This window comes from Zoogloea sp. (genome assembly GCF_030157465.1).
Lineage (GTDB): Bacteria > Pseudomonadota > Gammaproteobacteria > Burkholderiales > Rhodocyclaceae > Zoogloea.
In genome coordinates this window covers 17,543-35,473 of record NZ_JAOAUU010000150.1, presented here as the reverse complement: position 1 = coordinate 35,473, position 17,931 = coordinate 17,543, and the positions used below count along the sequence as shown (strand labels likewise).

Genomic DNA, 17,931 nt, shown 5'->3' with positions numbered 1-17,931 from the left:
ACGGGAACTGGAAAGGGCGGGCGCACCGCGCAGCTTGAGGATTTCGGACATGGCAAGGATGGGCGCGAAGTTGAAACCGGCACGGCACGGGGTTGAATCCGAGAAGCCGGACACGAAAAAGATTCGGGATTATACCCGAGCCCCATCCGCACTCCGACCACCCTTTCACGCCACCGCGCCGCCACCTTGCAAGCTCGCCCCAAAAACCCGGCAACACCGCCATCTGCGGCATACGCCAGAATAGCCTGCGTCCATATATGACATAATTCACGATTCTACTGTTTGCGGATCGCGAGCCATGCCGTCCGGTCGAGCCTTTCTCCTGTCGTCGCGCGGCTTCTGGGCCATCACGCTGGCTTTTTGCGCAGTCGAGATGGCGGTCGTGGCCTTCGCCTACCAACGGAACACCGATCAGCGCCAGCTGGCCGAGCAGGTCGCCCTGGTACGCGAAAGCACTACGGTGGTCTGGCACCTGAGTGCCCGCTCGGGCGCCATCAGCGGAACCGAATTTCCCGCCCCCCCGGCCATCCCCGACCCGCAGCACGCCTGGCTCACCAACGTCCTGCAGGCCTTGCGCACCGGTGGAGCCGTCCATGCACTGGACAGCACGGCGGCGCACCTTCCCCCGGTCGAATCGACCGATGCCCGCCTCGCACTCACGGATGCCATCGTTCGCTGGAGCAGCTTTTCGCGGCTCAACGCCCGCGAGCCGGGTTCCGATGCGGCCTACGACGAACTCCGGACACTCGGCGCGACCCTGAGCGGACTGGGCGTCCTGCTGGCCGAAAAGCGCGACATCGCCGGGCGCGAAGCCATGTTGCTGGTCGTGCTCGCCATCGGCAGCTGCGTGGCGGCCTTTCTAACGGTCGGTACCCTGCTGCTGCGCCAGACGCGCCGCTTCGAGCGATCCGGCCGGCTGATGCGTTCGATGATGAACCAGATCGGCGCCGGCGTTTGCATCCTGGGCAGCACCGACAAGATCGCCGACGCCAACCGCGCCGCCTGCCGGATGCTCGGCCGCCCGCGCCGGGATCTGCGCGGGCGGCGCCTTGGCGACATCCTGAAGGAAAACGATGGCGTCTGGACCGGCGAACGCCCCGATGGCATGCCCCTCGCAATCGAGCGCATCCCCGGCACCATCGAAAGCGAAAATGGCCCGCTGCGCATCGTTACCCTGCTCGATGTCACCGCACGCCACCTGACTGCCGAATGCCTCCAGCACCTGGCGAACCATGATTCGCTCACCGGGCTGCCCAACCGCGGCTTTCTCGAAGGCCATTTCAAGCGTGAGCTGGCCCGCTGCAACCAGGAAGGCCTGATCCTCGGCGTGGCCGTCATCGACCTCGACGGCTTCAAGCCAGTCAATGACACATACGGCCACGCCGTCGGCGACGAACTCCTCGTCCTGGTCGCACAGCGCTTCACCGCCGCCCTGCGGATCCGCGACCTGATTGCCCGTACCGGCGGAGACGAGTTCGTCGGCGTGTTCCCGGACGTGGGCAACCGCGACAGCCTGGCCTTCCTCGGCGAGCGCCTGCTCGGGGTGTTCGACCAACCATTCATGGTGCATGGGCACAGCATCAGCCTCGGTGGCAGCATCGGCCTCGCCATCGCACCCGAAGACGGCGCCGACCAGGACAGCCTGCTGCGCTCCGCCGACGCAGCCATGTACCGTGCCAAGCGCACCGGCAAACGCCGCCTCTACCTGGCCGCGGTAACCGACCCCGGACGGGTCGCCTGAAGGCCGCTTCGACGACCGGAGACAATCGGGTAAACTGTACGGTTTTGCCGCGCAGCCCCGCCCTTCCCTTGCGTCAGTCCTCCATTCCCGATCCGAACGACAGCCTTCCGGCCGCCAGCGAAGCTGCAGCCTTTCCGCTCGCGTGGGCGCTCGTGCCGGCACTGCTGCTGGCCGGCCTGGCCCTGCTGGTGGCACTGAGCGGCAGCAACACGCAGTTGTTCATCACGCTCAACGCCGCGGGCAGCGGCCTTCCATCCGCCTTGTGGGCCACGATCACGCTGGGCGGCTCGGTTCTCGGCGCCCTCGCCCTCCTCGCCCCTACGCTCAAGACCCAGCCACGCTGGCTGGCCTCGGCATTTCTTGCCTCACCGCTGGCCATGCTGTTCAGCCAGGGCGGCAAGCAGTACTTCGACATCATGCGACCGGCCGGGGTACTCGAACCGGAAAGCTTCAACCTCATCGGTCAGAAGCTCTACGTGCACGCCTTTCCCTCCGGCCATGCAACCACCGCCTTCGTTGTTGCAGCAGCACTCATCCTCGCCTGGCCCAGGGCAGCCACACGCTGGCGGGCGGCGGCGGGCATCCTCGGCCTCGCCGGCCTTGTGGCCTTTTCACGGATTGCCGTCGGCGCCCACTGGCCTCTCGACGTGCTCGCCGGCGCGGCCGGCGGCTGGACGGCCGGCGCGATTGGCGTGTGGCTGTCGACTCGCCTGCCCGCGTTCTCCGAGGCGCGGAGCATTCGGATAATGGCGACAATCGTGCTCGCAACCAGCCTGGCCCTGCTTTTCGTCGACACCGGCCAGCCCGAGGCACACCTCTACCGCATCGGTCTGGCCGCCTGGGGCATTGGCGGCGCCGCCGCAGCCCTCATGAACGACCCGGAACGCAGCTGATGAACATCAAGCGCATCCTTGCCGTCGCCGTTTCGGCCGGTCTTCTCGCCTGGCTGATGGCAGACGGACGCTGGCGCGGGCTCGGCGAAGTCTTCGCCCGGCTCGACGGCCTCACGCTGGGCCTGGCCGCCGCAGGTTTCGGGCTCTCCTACCTGCTGCGCGCGCTACGCATCTTCGACGAGTTCCGTGCCCAGGCCGGCGGACGTTTCGGCACCTGCCTGCGCATCACGCTGATCCACAACGCGATGATCAACGTCGTGCCATTCCGGGGCGGCGAAGCGGCCTTTCCGCTGCTGTTGCGCAAGAATTTCGGGGTGCCGCTGCCACGGGCCATCGCCTCGCTGTTCTGGTTTCGCCTGCAGGACGCCTTCGTCGTCATGGCACTGGCGGCCATCGTCTGGCCGGGCCTGCATCCGGCGCTCAAGGCCACCGCGGTGCTCGGCGTCGTCGCCATCGCCTGGTGGCTGCCCCGCTGGGCGCGAGCCCCTCATGCCTGGGCTGACGGCAGCGGCTTGACCGCAAAATTCGCCAAGGTGCGTGACGCATTTGCCGAAAGCACCCGCCACGCCCGCTACGGCTGGGTCTGGACTCTTGCCAACTGGACGGTGAAACTTGCCGCCCAGGCGGGCCTGCTGGCAGCGCTGATTCCCGCCTCTGCCAACGTCGGCGCGGCCGGCGCCCTCGGAGCCGAGCTCGCCGCGATTCTGCCGATTCAGGGCGTGGCCGGCTTCGGAACCTACGAAGCCGGCGCCGCCGCAGCCATGCTGCCCAGCGGCGTCGCCCTGGCAAGCGGCCTCCAGGCGGCCCTGGCCCTTCATCTTTTCGTGATCGCCTGCGCGGTCACCTCCGGCGCGATTGCCTGGCTTTTCCCCTCTGCCACCGCGCGGGAAACGACCGGCACGGCCCCGTCCGACATACAATCCGCCTTGTCCGCCGCTGACGGGGCGCCCACCCGATCCTCTGCAGAATAGCCACCATGACCCAAGCCACCCAGCTCTCCCCGCTTCCGCCGGCCACGCCGCAAATTCCGGCCGACCTGCTGCCCCATCGCCTGTCGGTGGTGGTGCCGCTCTACAACGAGGAAGACAACGTCGACCCGCTCCTCGAGCGCATCCACCTGGCCCTCAATCCCTACCCCTATCCGTGGGAAGTGGTGATCGTCGACGACGGCAGCTCCGACAACACCGTTCCCAACCTCGAAAAGGCCGCGCTGCGCTACGGCCCTCACGTGCGCATCGTCGCGCTGATGCGCAATTTCAAGCAGACCGCCGCGATGCAGGCCGGCCTTGACGCTGCGCGTGGCGACGTCATCGTGACCATGGACGGCGACCTGCAGAACGACCCCATCGACATTCCGCGCATGGTCGGCCGCCTGCTGCGCGAAGACCTCGACCTGGTTGCCGGCTGGCGCAAGAACCGCAAGGACGGGATGATCCTGCGCAAGATTCCCTCCAAGATCGCCAACCGCCTGATCGCCCGCATCACCGGCGTTCACCTGCAGGACTACGGCTGTTCGCTGAAGGCCTTCCGCGCCACCGCGATCAAGAGTGTCCGCCTGTACGGCGAAATGCACCGCTTCATCCCGGCGTGGCTGGCCACGGTCACCACCCCGCGCAAGATCGCCCAGGAAGAAGTCACCCACCACGCCCGCATGTTCGGCGAATCCAAGTACGGCATCTCGCGCACCTTCCGGGTCATCCTCGACCTGATCTTCGTCTACTTCTTCATGCGTTTCCGCACCCGCCCGGGCCACTTCTTCGGCGGCATCGGCCTGGCCCTGGGCGCACTGGGCATCCTGATCCTCACCTATCTCACCGGCCTCAAGCTGTTCACCGGCGCCTCCATCGGCACCCGGCCGATGTTCTTCGGCGGCTTCTTCTTCGTCATCGCCGGCGTGCAGATGGTCACCTCCGGTGTGCTGGCCGAACTCCTGACCCGCGTTTACTTTGAATCCGGCCAGAGCCAGGCTTACGTCGCCCGCGAAACCCCTGCGCTCACCGACGGCCAGGGCTGGCATTCCACCAACGGCAAAAGCGCCAGCTAACCCCTCGGGCCGCCCATGACCGGATATTCATCCACCAACGGGCGGCTGGCGGGCAGCCCGCTCCGCCTCCTGATCCTCGCCCTGCCCCTGTTCGCCTTCCTGCTCCGGCTCGGCGGCGCGCCGCTGTTCGACGTGGACGAAGGCGCCTTCTCCGAAGCCACGCGGGAAATGTTCGAGCGCGGTGACTTCTTGTTCACCTATCTCAACGGGGCCCCCCGCTTCGACAAGCCGATCTTCATCTACTGGCTGCAGTCCATCGGCTACCTGATTTTCGGCGGCACCGACTGGGTCGAGTGGGCGTTTCGCCTGCCATCCGCACTGGCAGCAATCGCCTGGAGCTACGCAACCTACTTCTTTGCCCGCAAACGCTTTGGCGAAGACAGCGCGCTGATCGCCCTGGCCGTCGCCAGCACGGCCCTCGGCCCCTTCGCCATCGGCCGCGCCGCCACGGCCGACGGCCTGCTCAACTGCCTGCTCGCACTCACGCTTTTCGACGTCTGGCGCCACCTTGAAAGCGGGCAGCGTGCGCCGCTGCTGCGCGCCTTCGTCTGGATCGGCCTGGGCGCCCTGACCAAAGGCCCGGTTGCACTGGTCGTGCCCGGTGCTGTCAGCCTGCTCTACTGCGCCAGCCGCGGCGAATGGATGCGCTGGCTGCGGATGGTCTTCAACCCCCTCGGCCTCCTCATCCTGATCGCCATCGTCGCGCCCTGGTACGCCTACGCCTACATGCGCCACGGACAGGATTTCATCGATGGCTTCATCCTGCGCCACAACGTCCAGCGCTTTTCCGGCTCGCTGGAGGGCCACGGCGGCAGTGCCTTCTACTACCTGCTCGCCGTGCCGCTCCTGCTGCTGCCCTGGAGCGGGCTGTTCATCGCGGCCCTCGGCAGGATTCGCACAGGCTTCGGTGATCCGCTGCAACGCTTCCTGTGGCTGTGGTTCGCCTTCGTGCTGGGCTTTTTCTCGCTCTCGGGCACCAAGTTGCCTCACTACGTGCTGTACGGCTGCACCCCGCTGTTCATCCTGATCGGGCTTCAGGCCCAGTCGGCCCGGCGTGCCTGGCCGCACCTGATCCTGCCGGGGCTGCTGTTCGTGCTCTTCGCGCTTCTGCCCACGCTCTTCGACGCGCTGGCTCAAAGCACGCTGGGCGACGGCTTCTATCGTGCCCAGCTGGGGCGCGCCCTCGAAACCGCCGATACCTTCTACATCGCAAGCACCATCGGGGTTTTCGTGGCGTGGGTCTGCTTCGTGTTCTTCCCGCGGGTGCCCGTGCTGGCCCGGCTGGTGGTCACCGCCGCCGTGCAGGTCGGCCTGCTGGCCGGCGTCGTCGTGCCCTATGCGGGCGAACTGGCCCAGGGCCCCGTCAAACGGGCTGCGCTCGCGGCGCGCGAACTGGGTGGTGACGTCGTGTTCTGGCGCTTCACAACGGCACCCAGCTTCAGCGTCTACCGTCAGGCCGTCACGCTCAAGGGCGACCCGCAACCCGGGCAGATGGCGCTCACCCGCATCGACCGCCTGGCACCCGACGCTCCGGTCGAAATCCTGTTCCGGGAAGGCGGCGTGGCCCTTGTGAAGCTCAAGCCATGACCGAACGCAGCTACGCCCCGCTTCTTGCCATCATCGCCGCGCTGCTCACCGCCTACCGGCTGTGGGTGATCCGCCACCTGGGCATCGACCTCTACGTGGACGAGGCCTATTACTGGGGCTGGTCGCAGGCGCTGGATTGGGGCTACTTCTCCAAGCCCCCGGTGATTGCCGCGCTCATCGCCGCCAGCACTGCGCTGCTTGGCAACGGCATCATCGCCATCAAGCTGCCCTCGCTCCTGATCTACCCGGCCACCGCCTTTGCGCTGTACGCCCTCGGCACGCGCCTCTACTCGAAGCGGGTCGGCTTCTGGGCCGGCCTCGCCTTCATGTCGATGCCGCTGGTGGCGGCGCTAGGGTTGTTCGTATCCACCGATGCGCCGCTACTGCTGTGCTGGTCGCTGGCACTGCTGTTTTTGCTGCGCGCACTCGAACGGGAAGGCTGGGCCAACTGGCTGGCCTGCGGAGCACTCATCGGCATCGGCCTGATGTCCAAGTACACGATGGCGGCCTTCCTGCCATCGGCGCTGCTGCTGATCATTCTCGACCCGCGTCACCGGCGCTGGCTGGCCCGCCCCCAGCCGTGGGTGGCGGTACTGCTCGCCCTTGCCATCCTGGCCCCCAACCTGTACTGGAACTGGACCCACGATTTCCCGACTTTCCGCCACACCGCCGAAATCACCCGTGTCGGGCACGGCGAGCGCGGCTGGCACCCGGCCCAGCTCGGCGAATTCATCGGCGCCCAATGGTTGTCCTTCGGCCCGCTGCTCGGCGTACTGCTGGGCTGGGCACTGCTCCGCTCCCGCAAGCTGTGGCGCGAGCGCGCCCATCGCACGCTGCTGATTTTCATCGTGCCGCTGCTGCTGCTCGTGAGCGCCCAGGCCCTCACCGGCCGCGCCAACGGTAACTGGGCAGCGCCGATCTTCGTCGCCTCGTGCCTGCTGGTGCCCGCCGTGTTCCTCGCCGACAAGCGGCGCTGGGTGGTGGCGGGCGTGGTGGTCAACCTCGTCGCGTCACTGGCGGCCTATCACTGGCCCGACATCGCCCGCGTAGCAGGCATCGAACTGACCGCCAAAAACGACCCCTACAAGCGCGCCCGCGGCTGGATCAACCTCGCCGACGGCGTTGCGCCTCTCCTGGCCGAACACCCCGGAACGATCCTCGTCGGCGAAGATCGCGAGATCATCGCCCACCTCGTTTACCGCCTTCACCCCGCGGAATACGCGGCCTGGAACCCCGGACGCCCCCCCCGCGACCACTACGAGATCGTCACCACCCTCGCCGACAAGCGCGGCCGTGACGTGATCTACGTTGGCCGCCAGGCGGCAATCCCGGCCATCGCCGAACGCTTCTCCTCCAGCGAGCTGCTCGGCAAGGTCGTCGTGCCCATACACAAGGATTTCCGGCGGGAGGTGTATGTGTTCCTGCTGAAGGACTTCAAGGGCTACTGAGCGCGGCCGGGCTGCGCCTTCCCCGTGAGGGGCAAGAAGATCCGGGGCGGCCCTGCGTTTTCCTGACAAAACCGGCAACACCGCTGCCGGTTCAGCGTTCTTGGGATACCACGCCGGCCTCTGTCATGGCCTTTTCCAGCGCCGCCGCGGCACCCGGAAAATCGAAGTTATCCAGCGCCACCAGCACGGGGCCAAGACCTTCCTTGAGCGAAGAACGCAACACATCATTGTTTGCGTCCAGCACCTGCCGTGCTGCGATATCGTCTTCGGCCATGAGCTGCAGAAGCTCACGGCACACTGCCGAGAGCTGCGTCGAACTCGTCGTCGAATCAGCGGTTCCTTCCGGCACCACCCCAACGAGTCGGGGTTTGATCCAGCGCGCCATCACCGCCCACATGGCTGCGGGCGCGATGGGCTTAGGAAGATAATCGTTCATGCCCGCCTCGAGGCAGGGCTCTCGGTCACCAATCATCGCGTTGGCCGTCATCGCCACAATGGGCAACCCGGCGCGCCCGGGCAGCCGGCGAATCTCGCGGGTTGCCGTGAGGCCATCCATCACGGGCATCTGCACGTCCATTAAAACAAGGTCGTAGCTCGAGTCCCGCACCTTTTCGACCGCGATCTGGCCATTCTCGGCCAGGTCGACGATGAATCCTGCACCGCCAAGAAGCCTGAGCGCCACGAACTGGTTCATGCGGTCATCCTCGACCAGCAGAATCCGGGCGCCTTTCATACCCGCCGGCAAACCCCGCTCGGAGCCCATTACCGACGCAGTGGAATCGCCAGTGCCGGCCACCGGCTTGCGGAGTGCTTTTGCCAGCACGCCGGCAAGCGGCGCAAGACCGACGGGCTTGGCCAGAACAACGTCAATTCTCGCGCTGCTTCGACTTGCCGTCGCCTCGTCCAGCGCATCCCGAGACACCAGCACCAGCCCCGCCGAGGCGCCCAGACCACGGGCACGCAGTTGCCGGGCAGTCTGGAGTCCATCCATGCCGGGCATCGCGAAATCCAGGCAAATCAGGGAAAACGGCACACCGGCCGCCTCGGCCCGTTCAACCTCGCCGATCGCCTCCTGGCCGGACACAACCCCGATCACTTCGCAGCCAAGTTCTTCCAGCAAACGGCACAGCACGCCACGGGCGTTGCTGTTGTCATCCGCCACCAGCACCCGAAGCCCCTTCAGGGCGGTATTGGCCTCGGGAGCGGGCTCCGCCGCATCCTTGACAACGCCGACCCGAACGGTGAACCAGAACCGGCTGCCCTTGCCGTCCTCGCTCTCCACGCCAATCCTGCCGCCCATCAGTTCAACCAGGCTCCGGGCGATCGCCAGCCCCAGGCCGGTTCCGCCGTACTTGCGGGTTGTTGAATTGTCGGCCTGCTGAAAACGCTCGAAGAGTCTTTCCAGCGTATCGGCAGCCAGCCCGATGCCGGTGTCGCGCACTTCAAAAAGCAGCACCACTTCGTCACCCTGCTGCTGCACAAGCCTGACCGCCAGGTCAATCTCGCCGGCATCGGTGAACTTGACCGCGTTACCCACCAGCTTGAGCAGGATCTGTCCGATGCGCAGACCGTCGCCAACGAGGCTGCGCGGCACGTCGGCCGCCACGTCCAGCACCAACTCAAGCCCCTTTCCGGCAGCCTTCTCACGAACGCTGTCGACAACCGGGCCGAGGAGTGCCTCCAGCCGGAAATCCTGCCGCTCAACGCTGAGTGCATGGGTTTCGATCCGGGAGTAATCCAGGATGTCATTGAGAATTCCCAGCAAATGCTGGCTCGCCGCCTGCAGTTTCGTCAGATAGTCGCTCTGGCGCGGAGCCAGCGGGGTGCGCTGCAAAAGGTGAGCAAGGCCGATGATGGCGTTCATCGGCGTACGCAGTTCGTGGCTCATGTTGGCCAGAAATGCGCTCTTGGCCACGTTGGCCACCTCTGCCGCCTCCTTGGCCCGCACCAGTTCGGCGGTACGCTGACCAACCAGGTATTCCAGCTTGTTGCGATGGCGTTCGAGTTCGGCAACCAGCTCGTTGAGGCGGGTCACATCCCGGGCCGCGGCAAAAACGCCTGCCACCTTTCCCGACTCGTCCCGGTAAATGCTGGCGTTGTAGAGCACCTCGGTAATCCGCCCCGACGCATGCCGAATCGCCAGCTGATAATCGGTGACCTGACCACGCGAGAACACCTGCAGATACCCGGCCCGGGCCTTTTCCGGCTCGGTGAAGTAATCCGAGAAATCGCTGCCGACAAGCCTCTCGCGACCGATGCCGGTAACCCTCTCGGCGGCCGTATTCACATCCATGATCTTGCCGTCGGCGCTGATCGTCACCAGCGGATCGAGACTGGCCTCAAGCAGGCTGCGAGCGTAACTGGAGGCCGCGCGCAGTTGCACCTCGGCACGCTTGATCTTGCTTACATCGACAATCACGCCGTCGATCCACACGGGCCGGCCGGCATCGTCAAAGCTCGCCCGGCCGCGCTCACTGACCCACAAGCCATCCCCCTTGATGCGGTATTCGATCTGGTAGGTTTCGCGCCGCGCAATGGCTTCTGCAATCGCGCTCGAGACATGCGGCAAATCATCGGGATGCACCAGCTGTGCCAGCGTGCGCTCCCCCGACATGAAGCCTGAAATCGTCTCACCGGTCAGCGCCTCGATACCGCGACTGACATGCAGCAGACGCCGGGGAAACACCGGTTCGGCCTGGAACACCATCCCCGGCACATTCTCCACCAGGGCCTCAAAGCGCTCTCGGCGCTCTTCGAGTTCATCGGCAACGGCCACCATGCGGCGATGATGGCGCGCATGCATGTAAAGCAAGGCGAAGAACAACAGGTCGAGAATCACGCCGCCGGCGAGGATCAGCCTTGGATGATCGCTCTGGGTGGTCGCCTCGAAATCGCGGCTGCTCCGGAAGCGCACCGTCCAGACGTGCCCGGCGATGAGGACCGGCTGCTCACTCAGGTGGCGGGCCGCGCGTGACGTCTGCTCGGAGGCGAAGAGCAGGCTCTCGGGCGTCGGGGCGCCATCGAATACTTCGACTTCGGTATCGTCGTTCGAGTCCTTGAAAATGCCTCTCATCAAATCATCGGCACGGAAGGGGCTGTACACAAAACCCAGCAGCGCCGACCGACGCTCCTCGACAGTGTTCAGTGGCAAACCCTTGAGGTAGATCGGCAAATAGATGAGAAAACCCGGCTGCCGTGCCTCATCACCGATCTCCTGTCGCAGGACTACCTTGCCAGAAAGTGCCGCCTCGCCGGTGTCGCGAGCCCGGTCCATGGCCTCCCGACGCACCGGCTCGGAATACATGTCATACCCGAAGGCCTGCATGTTTCGTCCGGCAAAAGGCTCGATGTAAAGAATGGTGCTTAGAATCGCCCGATCGCCTGCAGGATGAATCGCGTACGTGGGAAAACCCTCGGCCCGCACCGCGGCCTCATGGGCTTCGCGCTGCTCGCCCGTAAGCAACAGCGCGAAGCCCGTGCCCTGGACGCCGGGCATATACCTGTCGAGCTGCAGCGTCTGAACATAGATGCGCCATTCTTCACGGCTGACCGCGCCACTGGCCGCAAAAAAAGCCGTCGTACCACGCAGGGTCTGTTCGTAATCCAGCATCCGGCTGTGAAGAACCATCCGCTGCTTCTCTACCCGGTATGCGAAACGATCACTGGACTGGGCTGCATAATCGGCCTCGGAGTAACGCCACAGGCCCAAGGTCAGCAGCAAGGAGACGACAAGAGCAAACCAGGCAACACTCTCGCGGCCAAGCAGACGGCTGGTCGGTCTGGGTAGCACGGCGTCGGCAAGATGCATCGGACCCTCCAGGATGAGCAAGCCCTTTGATACTCATCTTAGTAGAGCTTGTCCGTAAATAACCCGGCGTCGGCCTTGTATTCGCGGACGGGCTCCCAATCCCGCGACGGGTCGGCAGAGCCGACCCGCTCAGCCGGCCGGCGCCTCGGGCAGGGCGACCGGCAAATCATCCAGCTGGGCCGCCTCGATGCGCTGGAAGTGGGCCGTGATCTTGCGCGACGAAGTCTGAACCTCGGCCACATCCTCGCCGGCCTGGCGGATGTGGGTGGCGAGTTTCTGCATGCGTTCGTCGAAACGGCTGAAATCCTTGGCGAGCTTGCCGAGGGCATCCTTGATGACGTGAATCTGCTTGCGGGTTTCCACGTCCTTGAGCACGGCACGGGCGGTGTTGAGCACCGCCATCAGCGTGGTGGGCGACACGATCCACACCCGGCGCGTCATCGCGTAGGCCACCACTTCGGCGTGGTAGGCGTGAATCTCGGCGAACACGGCCTCGGCCGGCACAAACATCACCGCGCCGTCCGAGGTAACGTCGGGCTGAATATATTTTCCGGCAATGGCATCCACGTGCCGCTTCACGTCGTTTCTGAACGCCGTTTGCGCGGCGCGACGCTCGAGATCACCCACTTCGCCTTCAAACATGCGGTGATAGTTTTCGAGCGGAAACTTCGAATCGACCACCACCATGCCGGTGGGCTCGGGCAGGCGCAGCACGCAGTCGGCGCGGGTGCCGTTGGGCAGGGTGAACTGGAAGTCGAAGCTTTCGGGCGGCAGGGCGTTGCGCACCAGCGCTTCGAGCTGCACTTCTCCGAAGGCTCCGCGGGCGCGCTTGTCGCCGAGCAGCTCCTGCAGGCTCACCACGTTGGTGGTCAGATCGCCGATTTTCTTCTGGGCTTCGTCAATGGTGGCCAGCCGCGCCATCACGCTGGTGAAGGTTTCGTTGGTCTTGCGAAAGCCCTCGTCGAGGCGCAGGTTCACGTGGCCGGTGATCGCCTCCAGGCGCTCGCCCACGGTGCGGTTCATGGCCTCGATGCTGCTGCCGAGCTGCTCGGAGGCGTTCTTGAGCCCGCTTTGCAGCAGCTCCCGGTCGGCGCGGGCATGTTCGGACAAGGTTTTAAGGGTTTCGGCCAGCATCTCGGTGCGCAGTTTTTCCTGGCCGGCGGCAAAGGCGTTGGCCAGATCGGCGAGACGCAGTGTCATTTCCTCCTTCTGGCTGCCAAGCTGGCCCAGCAGCGCGAGATGCAGTTGCTGGAGGGCATGCCGGGACGCGGCCTGCTCGGCGTCGAGGCGATCACGCAGGTTGTCCACCTCGCCGGCCACGAGGTCGATCACCCGGTCGCTGCCGGCCGTGGAGCTGGCCTGCAATTCCCTTACAAACTGCAGATGCTGCTCGGCAAAGCGGCTATCGACACGCTGCCCCAGCCGCCCCATTTGCAGCACCAGCCATACAGCCGCGGCAAAAACAAACACGAGGGCGGCCACAAGCCACGGCAAAAACGCAGAAAAAACAGAAGAGGCATCAGGATTCATCGGCTGAAGTATACCCGGCCACCGAATCAGCTCAGCGCACGCAGGCTGGCCAGCGGCGGCCGGGAGAGGAGATGACGCGTCCCCAGCCAGCCAGCCAGCATCACCACCGCGCACCCGGCAAGCGCCCCCACCAGCACCGGCAGGCCGCTGGGCAAATAGGGCAGCTTGAATACGAAGCGCCCCAAGGCCCAGCCGATCCCGGTAGCCCCCACGCCCGCCAGCGCGCCGGACACCACGCCCAGCACGGCGAACTCGGCCAGCAGGGCAGACCGCAACTGGGCGTTGCGGGCGCCAAGGGTACGCAGAATGGAAAGCTCCTTCTCGCGCTCGTCGTGGGTGGCCTGCAGCGCCCCAAACAACACCACGACGCCGGCCACTACTGCAAAGGCAAACACAAACTGCACCGCCGAAATGAGCTGGTCCACCATGCCCTGGATCTGCCCGATCACCGCCGCCACGTCGATCACCGTGAAGTTGGGAAAGGCCGCCACCAGCCGGTTGGCAAAGTCCATCTGTGCCGGCGGCAGGTAAAAGCTGGTGATGTAGCTGGCCGGATAGCTTTCGAGCATGCCGGGCGCGGCAATGACGAAGAAGTTCACCCTCATCGAATCCCAGTCGAGCTTGCGCAGGCTGGTGATGCGCGCCTCGCTGCGCTTGCCGGCAATCTCGAAGCTCAGCACGTCACCCAGCTCAAGGCCCAGCGTCTGGGCCAGGCCCTGCTCGACGGAGAACTCGGAGACCTTCCCCGCACCGTGCCAGCGCCCGGCCACAACACTGTTGCCATCCGGCATGCGCGCATCGAAAGACAGGTTGAAATCCCGGTCCACGAGGCGCTTGGCGCGGTCTTCGGCGTAATCGTCCGGCCCCACCGCACGACCGTTCACGGCCACCAGCCGGCCGCGGATCATCGGCTGCAAGGCCGGCTCACCACGGGCCGAATCCTTGAAAAACGTACGCAGCGGATCAAGCTGATCGGGCTGGATGTTGATCACGAAACGGTTGGGCGCATCTGCCGGCGTCGCCTGCTTCCAGTTGGCCAGCAGGTCGCCGCGCACGAGGGTCAGGAGCAGCAGGGCCGTGAGGCCCATGCCAAGGGCCAGCACCTGCACCAGGCTCGCCATCGGCCGCCGCCGCAGCGCCGCAAGGCCATAGCGCCAGCCGCTGCCAGCCCCTCCCCGCACCCGCCCGAGCAGCCCCAGCACCAGCCAGGCCACCAGGCCATACACCGCAAAGGCCAGCGCAAAACCACCCACCACCCAGGCCCCCAGCAGCACATCGCGGGCGATGCCGACCAGAAGCCCGGCGAGCACCAGCGCGCCGAGGCCCCAGGCCAGGCCTTCGCGCGCGGCCATGCCGTTCCATTCCCGACGCAACACGCGCAGGGTGGACACCCGCCCCAGGCGAATCAGGGGCGGCAGCGCAAAGCCCAGCAACAGCAGCAGCGACACCGCCAGCCCGTGGGCCACCGGCCACCAGCCCGGCGCCGGCAGCGCAAAGCCGACCAGCTCGCCAAGCAAGCCCTCGAGCACGAACTGCACGCCAAAACCCAGCACGCAGCCCACCACACCGGCAGCCAGGCCCAGCAGCGCAAATTCGCCGATGAACATCCGCAGCAGTTGCGGCTGACGGGCGCCAAGGCAGCGCATCACCGCGCAGCCATCCAGGTGGCGCTCGACGAAACGCCGGGTGGCGAGCCCCACCGCCACCGCCGCCAGCACCACCGCCAGCATGGCCGCAAAGCGCAGGAAGCGCTCGGCGCGGTCGAGGGTGCTGCGCACTTCGGGACGCGCGTTGTCGACGTTCTCGAGGCTTTCGCCACGCCCCAGCCGGGCCTTGGCCCAGCGCTCGAACCCCGCCACGGCGGCAGGCTCGCCGGCCACGTGCAGACGATAGAAAACCCGGCTGCCAGGCTGGACCAGACCGGTTGCCGGCAGGTCGACCGCATTGATCACCAGCCGCGGCAGCAGGCTGAAGAAGTTCGCGCCACGGTCGGATTCAAAGGACAGCACGGCCGCCATCCGGAAACGCGAAGCGCCAAGCCCGATCACGTCGCCGGGCTTGGCGCCGAGGGCGCTGGCCAGGCGCTCGTCAAGCCACAACTCGCCCGCAGCCGGAATGCCCTTGGCCGGCGCATCGGGCTGATTGAGCCCCGGCGCAAGGCGCACCGAGCCACGCAGCGGGTGACCATCCTCGACCACCTTGACGCCCGCCAGCTGGGCACCCTCGCCCAGGCTGGCCATGCTGGTAAAGGTGGCGGACACCACCGAGCGCAGGCCGCGCCGGTCTGCCTCGGTGCGATAGGCCGGGTCGAGGGTGTGATCCGCAACCAGCACCAGGTCGCCGCCAAGCAACTGGTTGGCCTCGCGCGTGAGCGCCTGAGCCACCCGGTCGGTAAAGAATCCGACACTGGTCAGGCTGGCAACGGCAATGACCAGTGCCACCAGCAGCAGGCCCAGTTCTCCGGCGCGCAGGTCGCGGCGAAGCATGCGAAGGGAAAGGGGAAACATGGATACGGGCAATCAAAGGTAATGAAGCGGCGCCGGAACTCCGGCGAGAAGAACAGCTAAACACATCGGCTCAAAGGCCTCTGGGCAGCGCCGGGCGTGAAACGAAGAATTCACGAACAAACAGGATCACACCGACACCAGCACATCGCACTGGGATTCGGCCAGAACACGCTTGGTCACACTGCCGATCAACAGATCTTCGAGGGCACTTTCGCCGTGCTTGCCCATCACGATCAGATCGCAGTTTTGCTCCTGCTCCTGCTCGAGGATGCGCACCGCCGGGCTGCCGTGCGCAACCAAGTAACGAACCTTGCCGGGGGGCAGGTCGGCCTCCGAACTCAAGGCCTGCACACGCAGGAGTGCCTCGTTCCTGGCCACGACGCGGTAGCGGTTGATGGTGTCCTTATCCACGCTGGCATAGCGCAGATGGCCCTCGAAAGGCACTTCGAAGGTGTGCAGCAGAACGATCTCGGCCCCCGGCGCAACCAGCCGGGCATGCCGAATGGCAGGCAGGGACGATGCCGAAAAATCGACCGGCACAAGCAGCGTGCGATAAGGCTCGTGAGCAATCTGCTTGACCACCAGCATGGGGCACTTCGTCAGGCTGAGCATGCGTTCGGCGGTCGAGCCCAGCAACAAATGCCGCACGAAACTTTCACCCTGGGCCCCGCAGACAATCAGGCTGGTGAGCATTGCGTCGGCCTCCCGGGCCAACTCGTCCAGGAGGCTTCCCTCCACCACCCGGATGCCGGGCGAAACGGCGTAGCGTTCGAGCAGCGCCGCGCCCAGGTCGAGCAGTTTGCGCCGCGCGCTGGCAAGCACCCGCTGCTGCAAGGCGTCCGGCGATTCCATCATGAGCAGCCGGAGCCGCTCCAGCGGGGCAAGGTTGGCCACATGCAGCAGATCCAGGGGCGCGCCGGTTTCCTTGCTGACCAGGGCGGCGCGCTCGACAGCATGGCGGGCCGGACCGGAAAGATCGGTTGCTGCAAGCAGGTGCTTGAGTTTTGTCATGGATGCGTCCCTTTTGCCGCGATGCCCACCCGGGTTGTCGGGGCTCGAACGGCCGCCATGAAGCAGGCGGGTTTCCGGGGGCTCCTGCTCAAGCGCAAGCGGCGCGTCAGGAAATCACGGGGCCCCTTCCTGAAGACTGATCGCCCCCCGGATTGTTCCCCTCAAGCCCGCCGGCCGGGCGCGAAAGGCGCATCAGGCATCCGCCAGCCAGCGCTGCACCAGCCTCACCCAGTAGGCAACGCCAAACGGAATCGCCTCGTCGTTGAAATCGTAGTGGGGATTGTGCAGCGTGCAGCCGCCCTCGCCCGGCCCGTTGCCGAGCCACACGTAGCAGCCCGGCTTTTCCTGCAGGAAGTACGAGAAATCCTCGGCGCCCATGCTGGGCTTGGGATCGATGGAAACCTTGGTTTCGCCGCACACCTCGGCCGCCACCTTCATGCAGAACTCGGCCTCGGCAACGCTGTTGATGGTCGGAGGGTAGCCGCGGCGGTACTCGAAATGCACGTTGGCGCCAAACGCCGCGCCCACGCCCGCGCAGATGCGCTGCATCGCGTCTTCAACCTGGGCGCGGATTTCCGGCCGAAAGGCACGCACCGTTCCGCCAATCTTCGCCACGTCGGGAATCACGTTGTAGGCGTCACCGGCATGAAACTGGGTCAGCGACAGCACGGCCGCATCCTGCGGGTCGACATTGCGGGCGACCACCGATTGCAGCGCCTGCACCAGCGCCGCCCCGGCCAGCACCGGGTCGATGCCCTGGTGCGGCATGGCGGCATGAGCGCCGTGGCCCCGGATCTCGATGTCGAAACGGTCGGCGCAAGCCATTACCGGCCCGCGATGCACGGCGATCTGCCCCAGCGGCAGCCCCGGCCAGTTGTGGAGGCCAAACACCGCCTCCATCGGAAAACGCTCGAAGAGGCCGTCGTCGATCATCGCCGGCGCGCCGCCCTCGCCCTCCTCGGCAGGCTGGAACAAAAAATAAACGGTGCCGTCGAACTCGGGATTGCGGCTCAGGTGGGCCGCCGCCCCCAGCAACATGGCCGTGTGGCCGTCGTGGCCACAGGCGTGCATCCGGCCGGCGTGGCGCGAGTGGTGGTTAAAATCGTTTTTCTCCTGGATCGGCAGCGCGTCCATGTCGGCACGCAGGCCGATGGCTCGCGAACCCGAGCCGGCGCGCAGCACACCGACCACTCCGGTCTGGCCGATGCCGCGGTGGGTTTCGATGCCCAGCGCTTCGAGCCGCGCGGCCACCAGCGCGGCGGTGCGATGCTCCTCGAAAGCGAGTTCAGGATGGGCATGGATGTCGCGGCGAATCGCGGTAATGTCCGCGTGCTCACCGCGCAGCGTGTCTAGAAGATGCAT

11 protein-coding genes are annotated in these 17,931 nt (G+C 65.9%); 6 read left to right on the top strand and 5 right to left on the bottom strand.

Features of this window, described 5'->3' with window-relative positions; translation table 11 throughout:
• Positions 1–298 precede the first annotated feature (298 nt).
• The 6 genes from Q1W26_RS18600 (at position 299) to Q1W26_RS18575 (ending at position 7,713) form a co-directional block, all read left to right on the top strand.
• Complete coding sequence (locus tag Q1W26_RS18600; RefSeq protein WP_300443168.1) at positions 299–1,741, top strand: GGDEF domain-containing protein; 1,443 nt, start codon at positions 299–301, stop codon at positions 1,739–1,741.
• Positions 1,742–1,809: 68 nt separating this feature from the next.
• Positions 1,810–2,634, top strand: coding sequence for a phosphatase PAP2 family protein (locus Q1W26_RS18595; protein WP_300443167.1), 825 nt, complete (start codon positions 1,810–1,812; stop codon positions 2,632–2,634).
• Positions 2,634–3,605: a lysylphosphatidylglycerol synthase transmembrane domain-containing protein gene (locus Q1W26_RS18590; protein ID WP_300443166.1), complete on the top strand. Its 972-nt coding sequence runs from the start codon at positions 2,634–2,636 to the stop codon at positions 3,603–3,605. The genes Q1W26_RS18595 and Q1W26_RS18590 overlap by 1 nt, the downstream gene beginning before the upstream one ends.
• Before the next feature lie 5 nt (positions 3,606–3,610).
• Complete coding sequence (locus Q1W26_RS18585) at positions 3,611–4,678, top strand: glycosyltransferase family 2 protein (protein WP_300443165.1); 1,068 nt, start codon at positions 3,611–3,613, stop codon at positions 4,676–4,678.
• Positions 4,679–4,693: 15 nt separating this feature from the next.
• Positions 4,694–6,265 carry a glycosyltransferase family 39 protein gene (locus Q1W26_RS18580; protein WP_300443164.1) on the top strand — a complete coding sequence of 524 codons (1,572 nt, stop codon included), beginning with the start codon at positions 4,694–4,696 and terminating at the stop codon, positions 6,263–6,265.
• Positions 6,262–7,713 (top strand): glycosyltransferase family 39 protein, encoded by a 1,452-nt coding sequence (locus Q1W26_RS18575; RefSeq protein ID WP_300443162.1) that lies wholly within the window; start codon positions 6,262–6,264, stop codon positions 7,711–7,713. Before Q1W26_RS18580 ends, Q1W26_RS18575 begins: the two co-directional genes overlap by 4 nt.
• A 91-nt stretch (positions 7,714–7,804) precedes the next feature.
• Here Q1W26_RS18575 and Q1W26_RS18570 read toward each other — a convergent pair whose 3' ends face one another.
• From Q1W26_RS18570 to Q1W26_RS18550, 5 genes are all read right to left on the bottom strand, one after another.
• Positions 7,805–11,521 (bottom strand): CHASE domain-containing protein, encoded by a 3,717-nt coding sequence (locus Q1W26_RS18570; RefSeq protein ID WP_300443160.1) that lies wholly within the window; start codon positions 11,519–11,521, stop codon positions 7,805–7,807.
• 129 nt (positions 11,522–11,650) lie between these two features.
• Positions 11,651–13,003, bottom strand: a complete 1,353-nt coding sequence (locus Q1W26_RS18565; protein WP_300443158.1) for a DNA recombination protein RmuC — start codon at positions 13,001–13,003, stop codon at positions 11,651–11,653.
• 74 nt (positions 13,004–13,077) lie between these two features.
• Complete coding sequence (locus Q1W26_RS18560) at positions 13,078–15,558, bottom strand: FtsX-like permease family protein (RefSeq protein WP_300443156.1); 2,481 nt, start codon at positions 15,556–15,558, stop codon at positions 13,078–13,080.
• Positions 15,559–15,684: 126 nt separating this feature from the next.
• Complete coding sequence (locus Q1W26_RS18555) at positions 15,685–16,569, bottom strand: universal stress protein (protein ID WP_300443154.1); 885 nt, start codon at positions 16,567–16,569, stop codon at positions 15,685–15,687.
• A 192-nt stretch (positions 16,570–16,761) separates the two neighbouring features.
• Positions 16,762–17,931: a M20 aminoacylase family protein gene (locus Q1W26_RS18550; RefSeq protein WP_300443152.1), complete on the bottom strand. Its 1,170-nt coding sequence runs from the start codon at positions 17,929–17,931 to the stop codon at positions 16,762–16,764.

Excerpts from the sequence above, each read along its gene's own strand:
- Q1W26_RS18570 (WP_300443160.1), bottom strand. The coding sequence starts at position 11,521 with ATGCATCTTGCCGACGCCGTGCTACCCAGACCGACCAGCCGTCTGCTT.
- Q1W26_RS18590 (WP_300443166.1), top strand. The coding sequence starts at position 2,634 with ATGAACATCAAGCGCATCCTTGCCGTCGCCGTTTCGGCCGGTCTTCTC.
- Q1W26_RS18555 (WP_300443154.1), bottom strand. The coding sequence starts at position 16,569 with ATGACAAAACTCAAGCACCTGCTTGCAGCAACCGATCTTTCCGGTCCG.
- Q1W26_RS18550 (WP_300443152.1), bottom strand. The coding sequence starts at position 17,931 with ATGCATCTTCTAGACACGCTGCGCGGTGAGCACGCGGACATTACCGCG.
- Q1W26_RS18575 (WP_300443162.1), top strand. The coding sequence starts at position 6,262 with ATGACCGAACGCAGCTACGCCCCGCTTCTTGCCATCATCGCCGCGCTG.
- Q1W26_RS18585 (WP_300443165.1), top strand. The coding sequence starts at position 3,611 with ATGACCCAAGCCACCCAGCTCTCCCCGCTTCCGCCGGCCACGCCGCAA.
- Q1W26_RS18560 (WP_300443156.1), bottom strand. The coding sequence starts at position 15,558 with ATGTTTCCCCTTTCCCTTCGCATGCTTCGCCGCGACCTGCGCGCCGGA.
- Q1W26_RS18580 (WP_300443164.1), top strand. The coding sequence starts at position 4,694 with ATGACCGGATATTCATCCACCAACGGGCGGCTGGCGGGCAGCCCGCTC.
- Q1W26_RS18600 (WP_300443168.1), top strand. The coding sequence starts at position 299 with ATGCCGTCCGGTCGAGCCTTTCTCCTGTCGTCGCGCGGCTTCTGGGCC.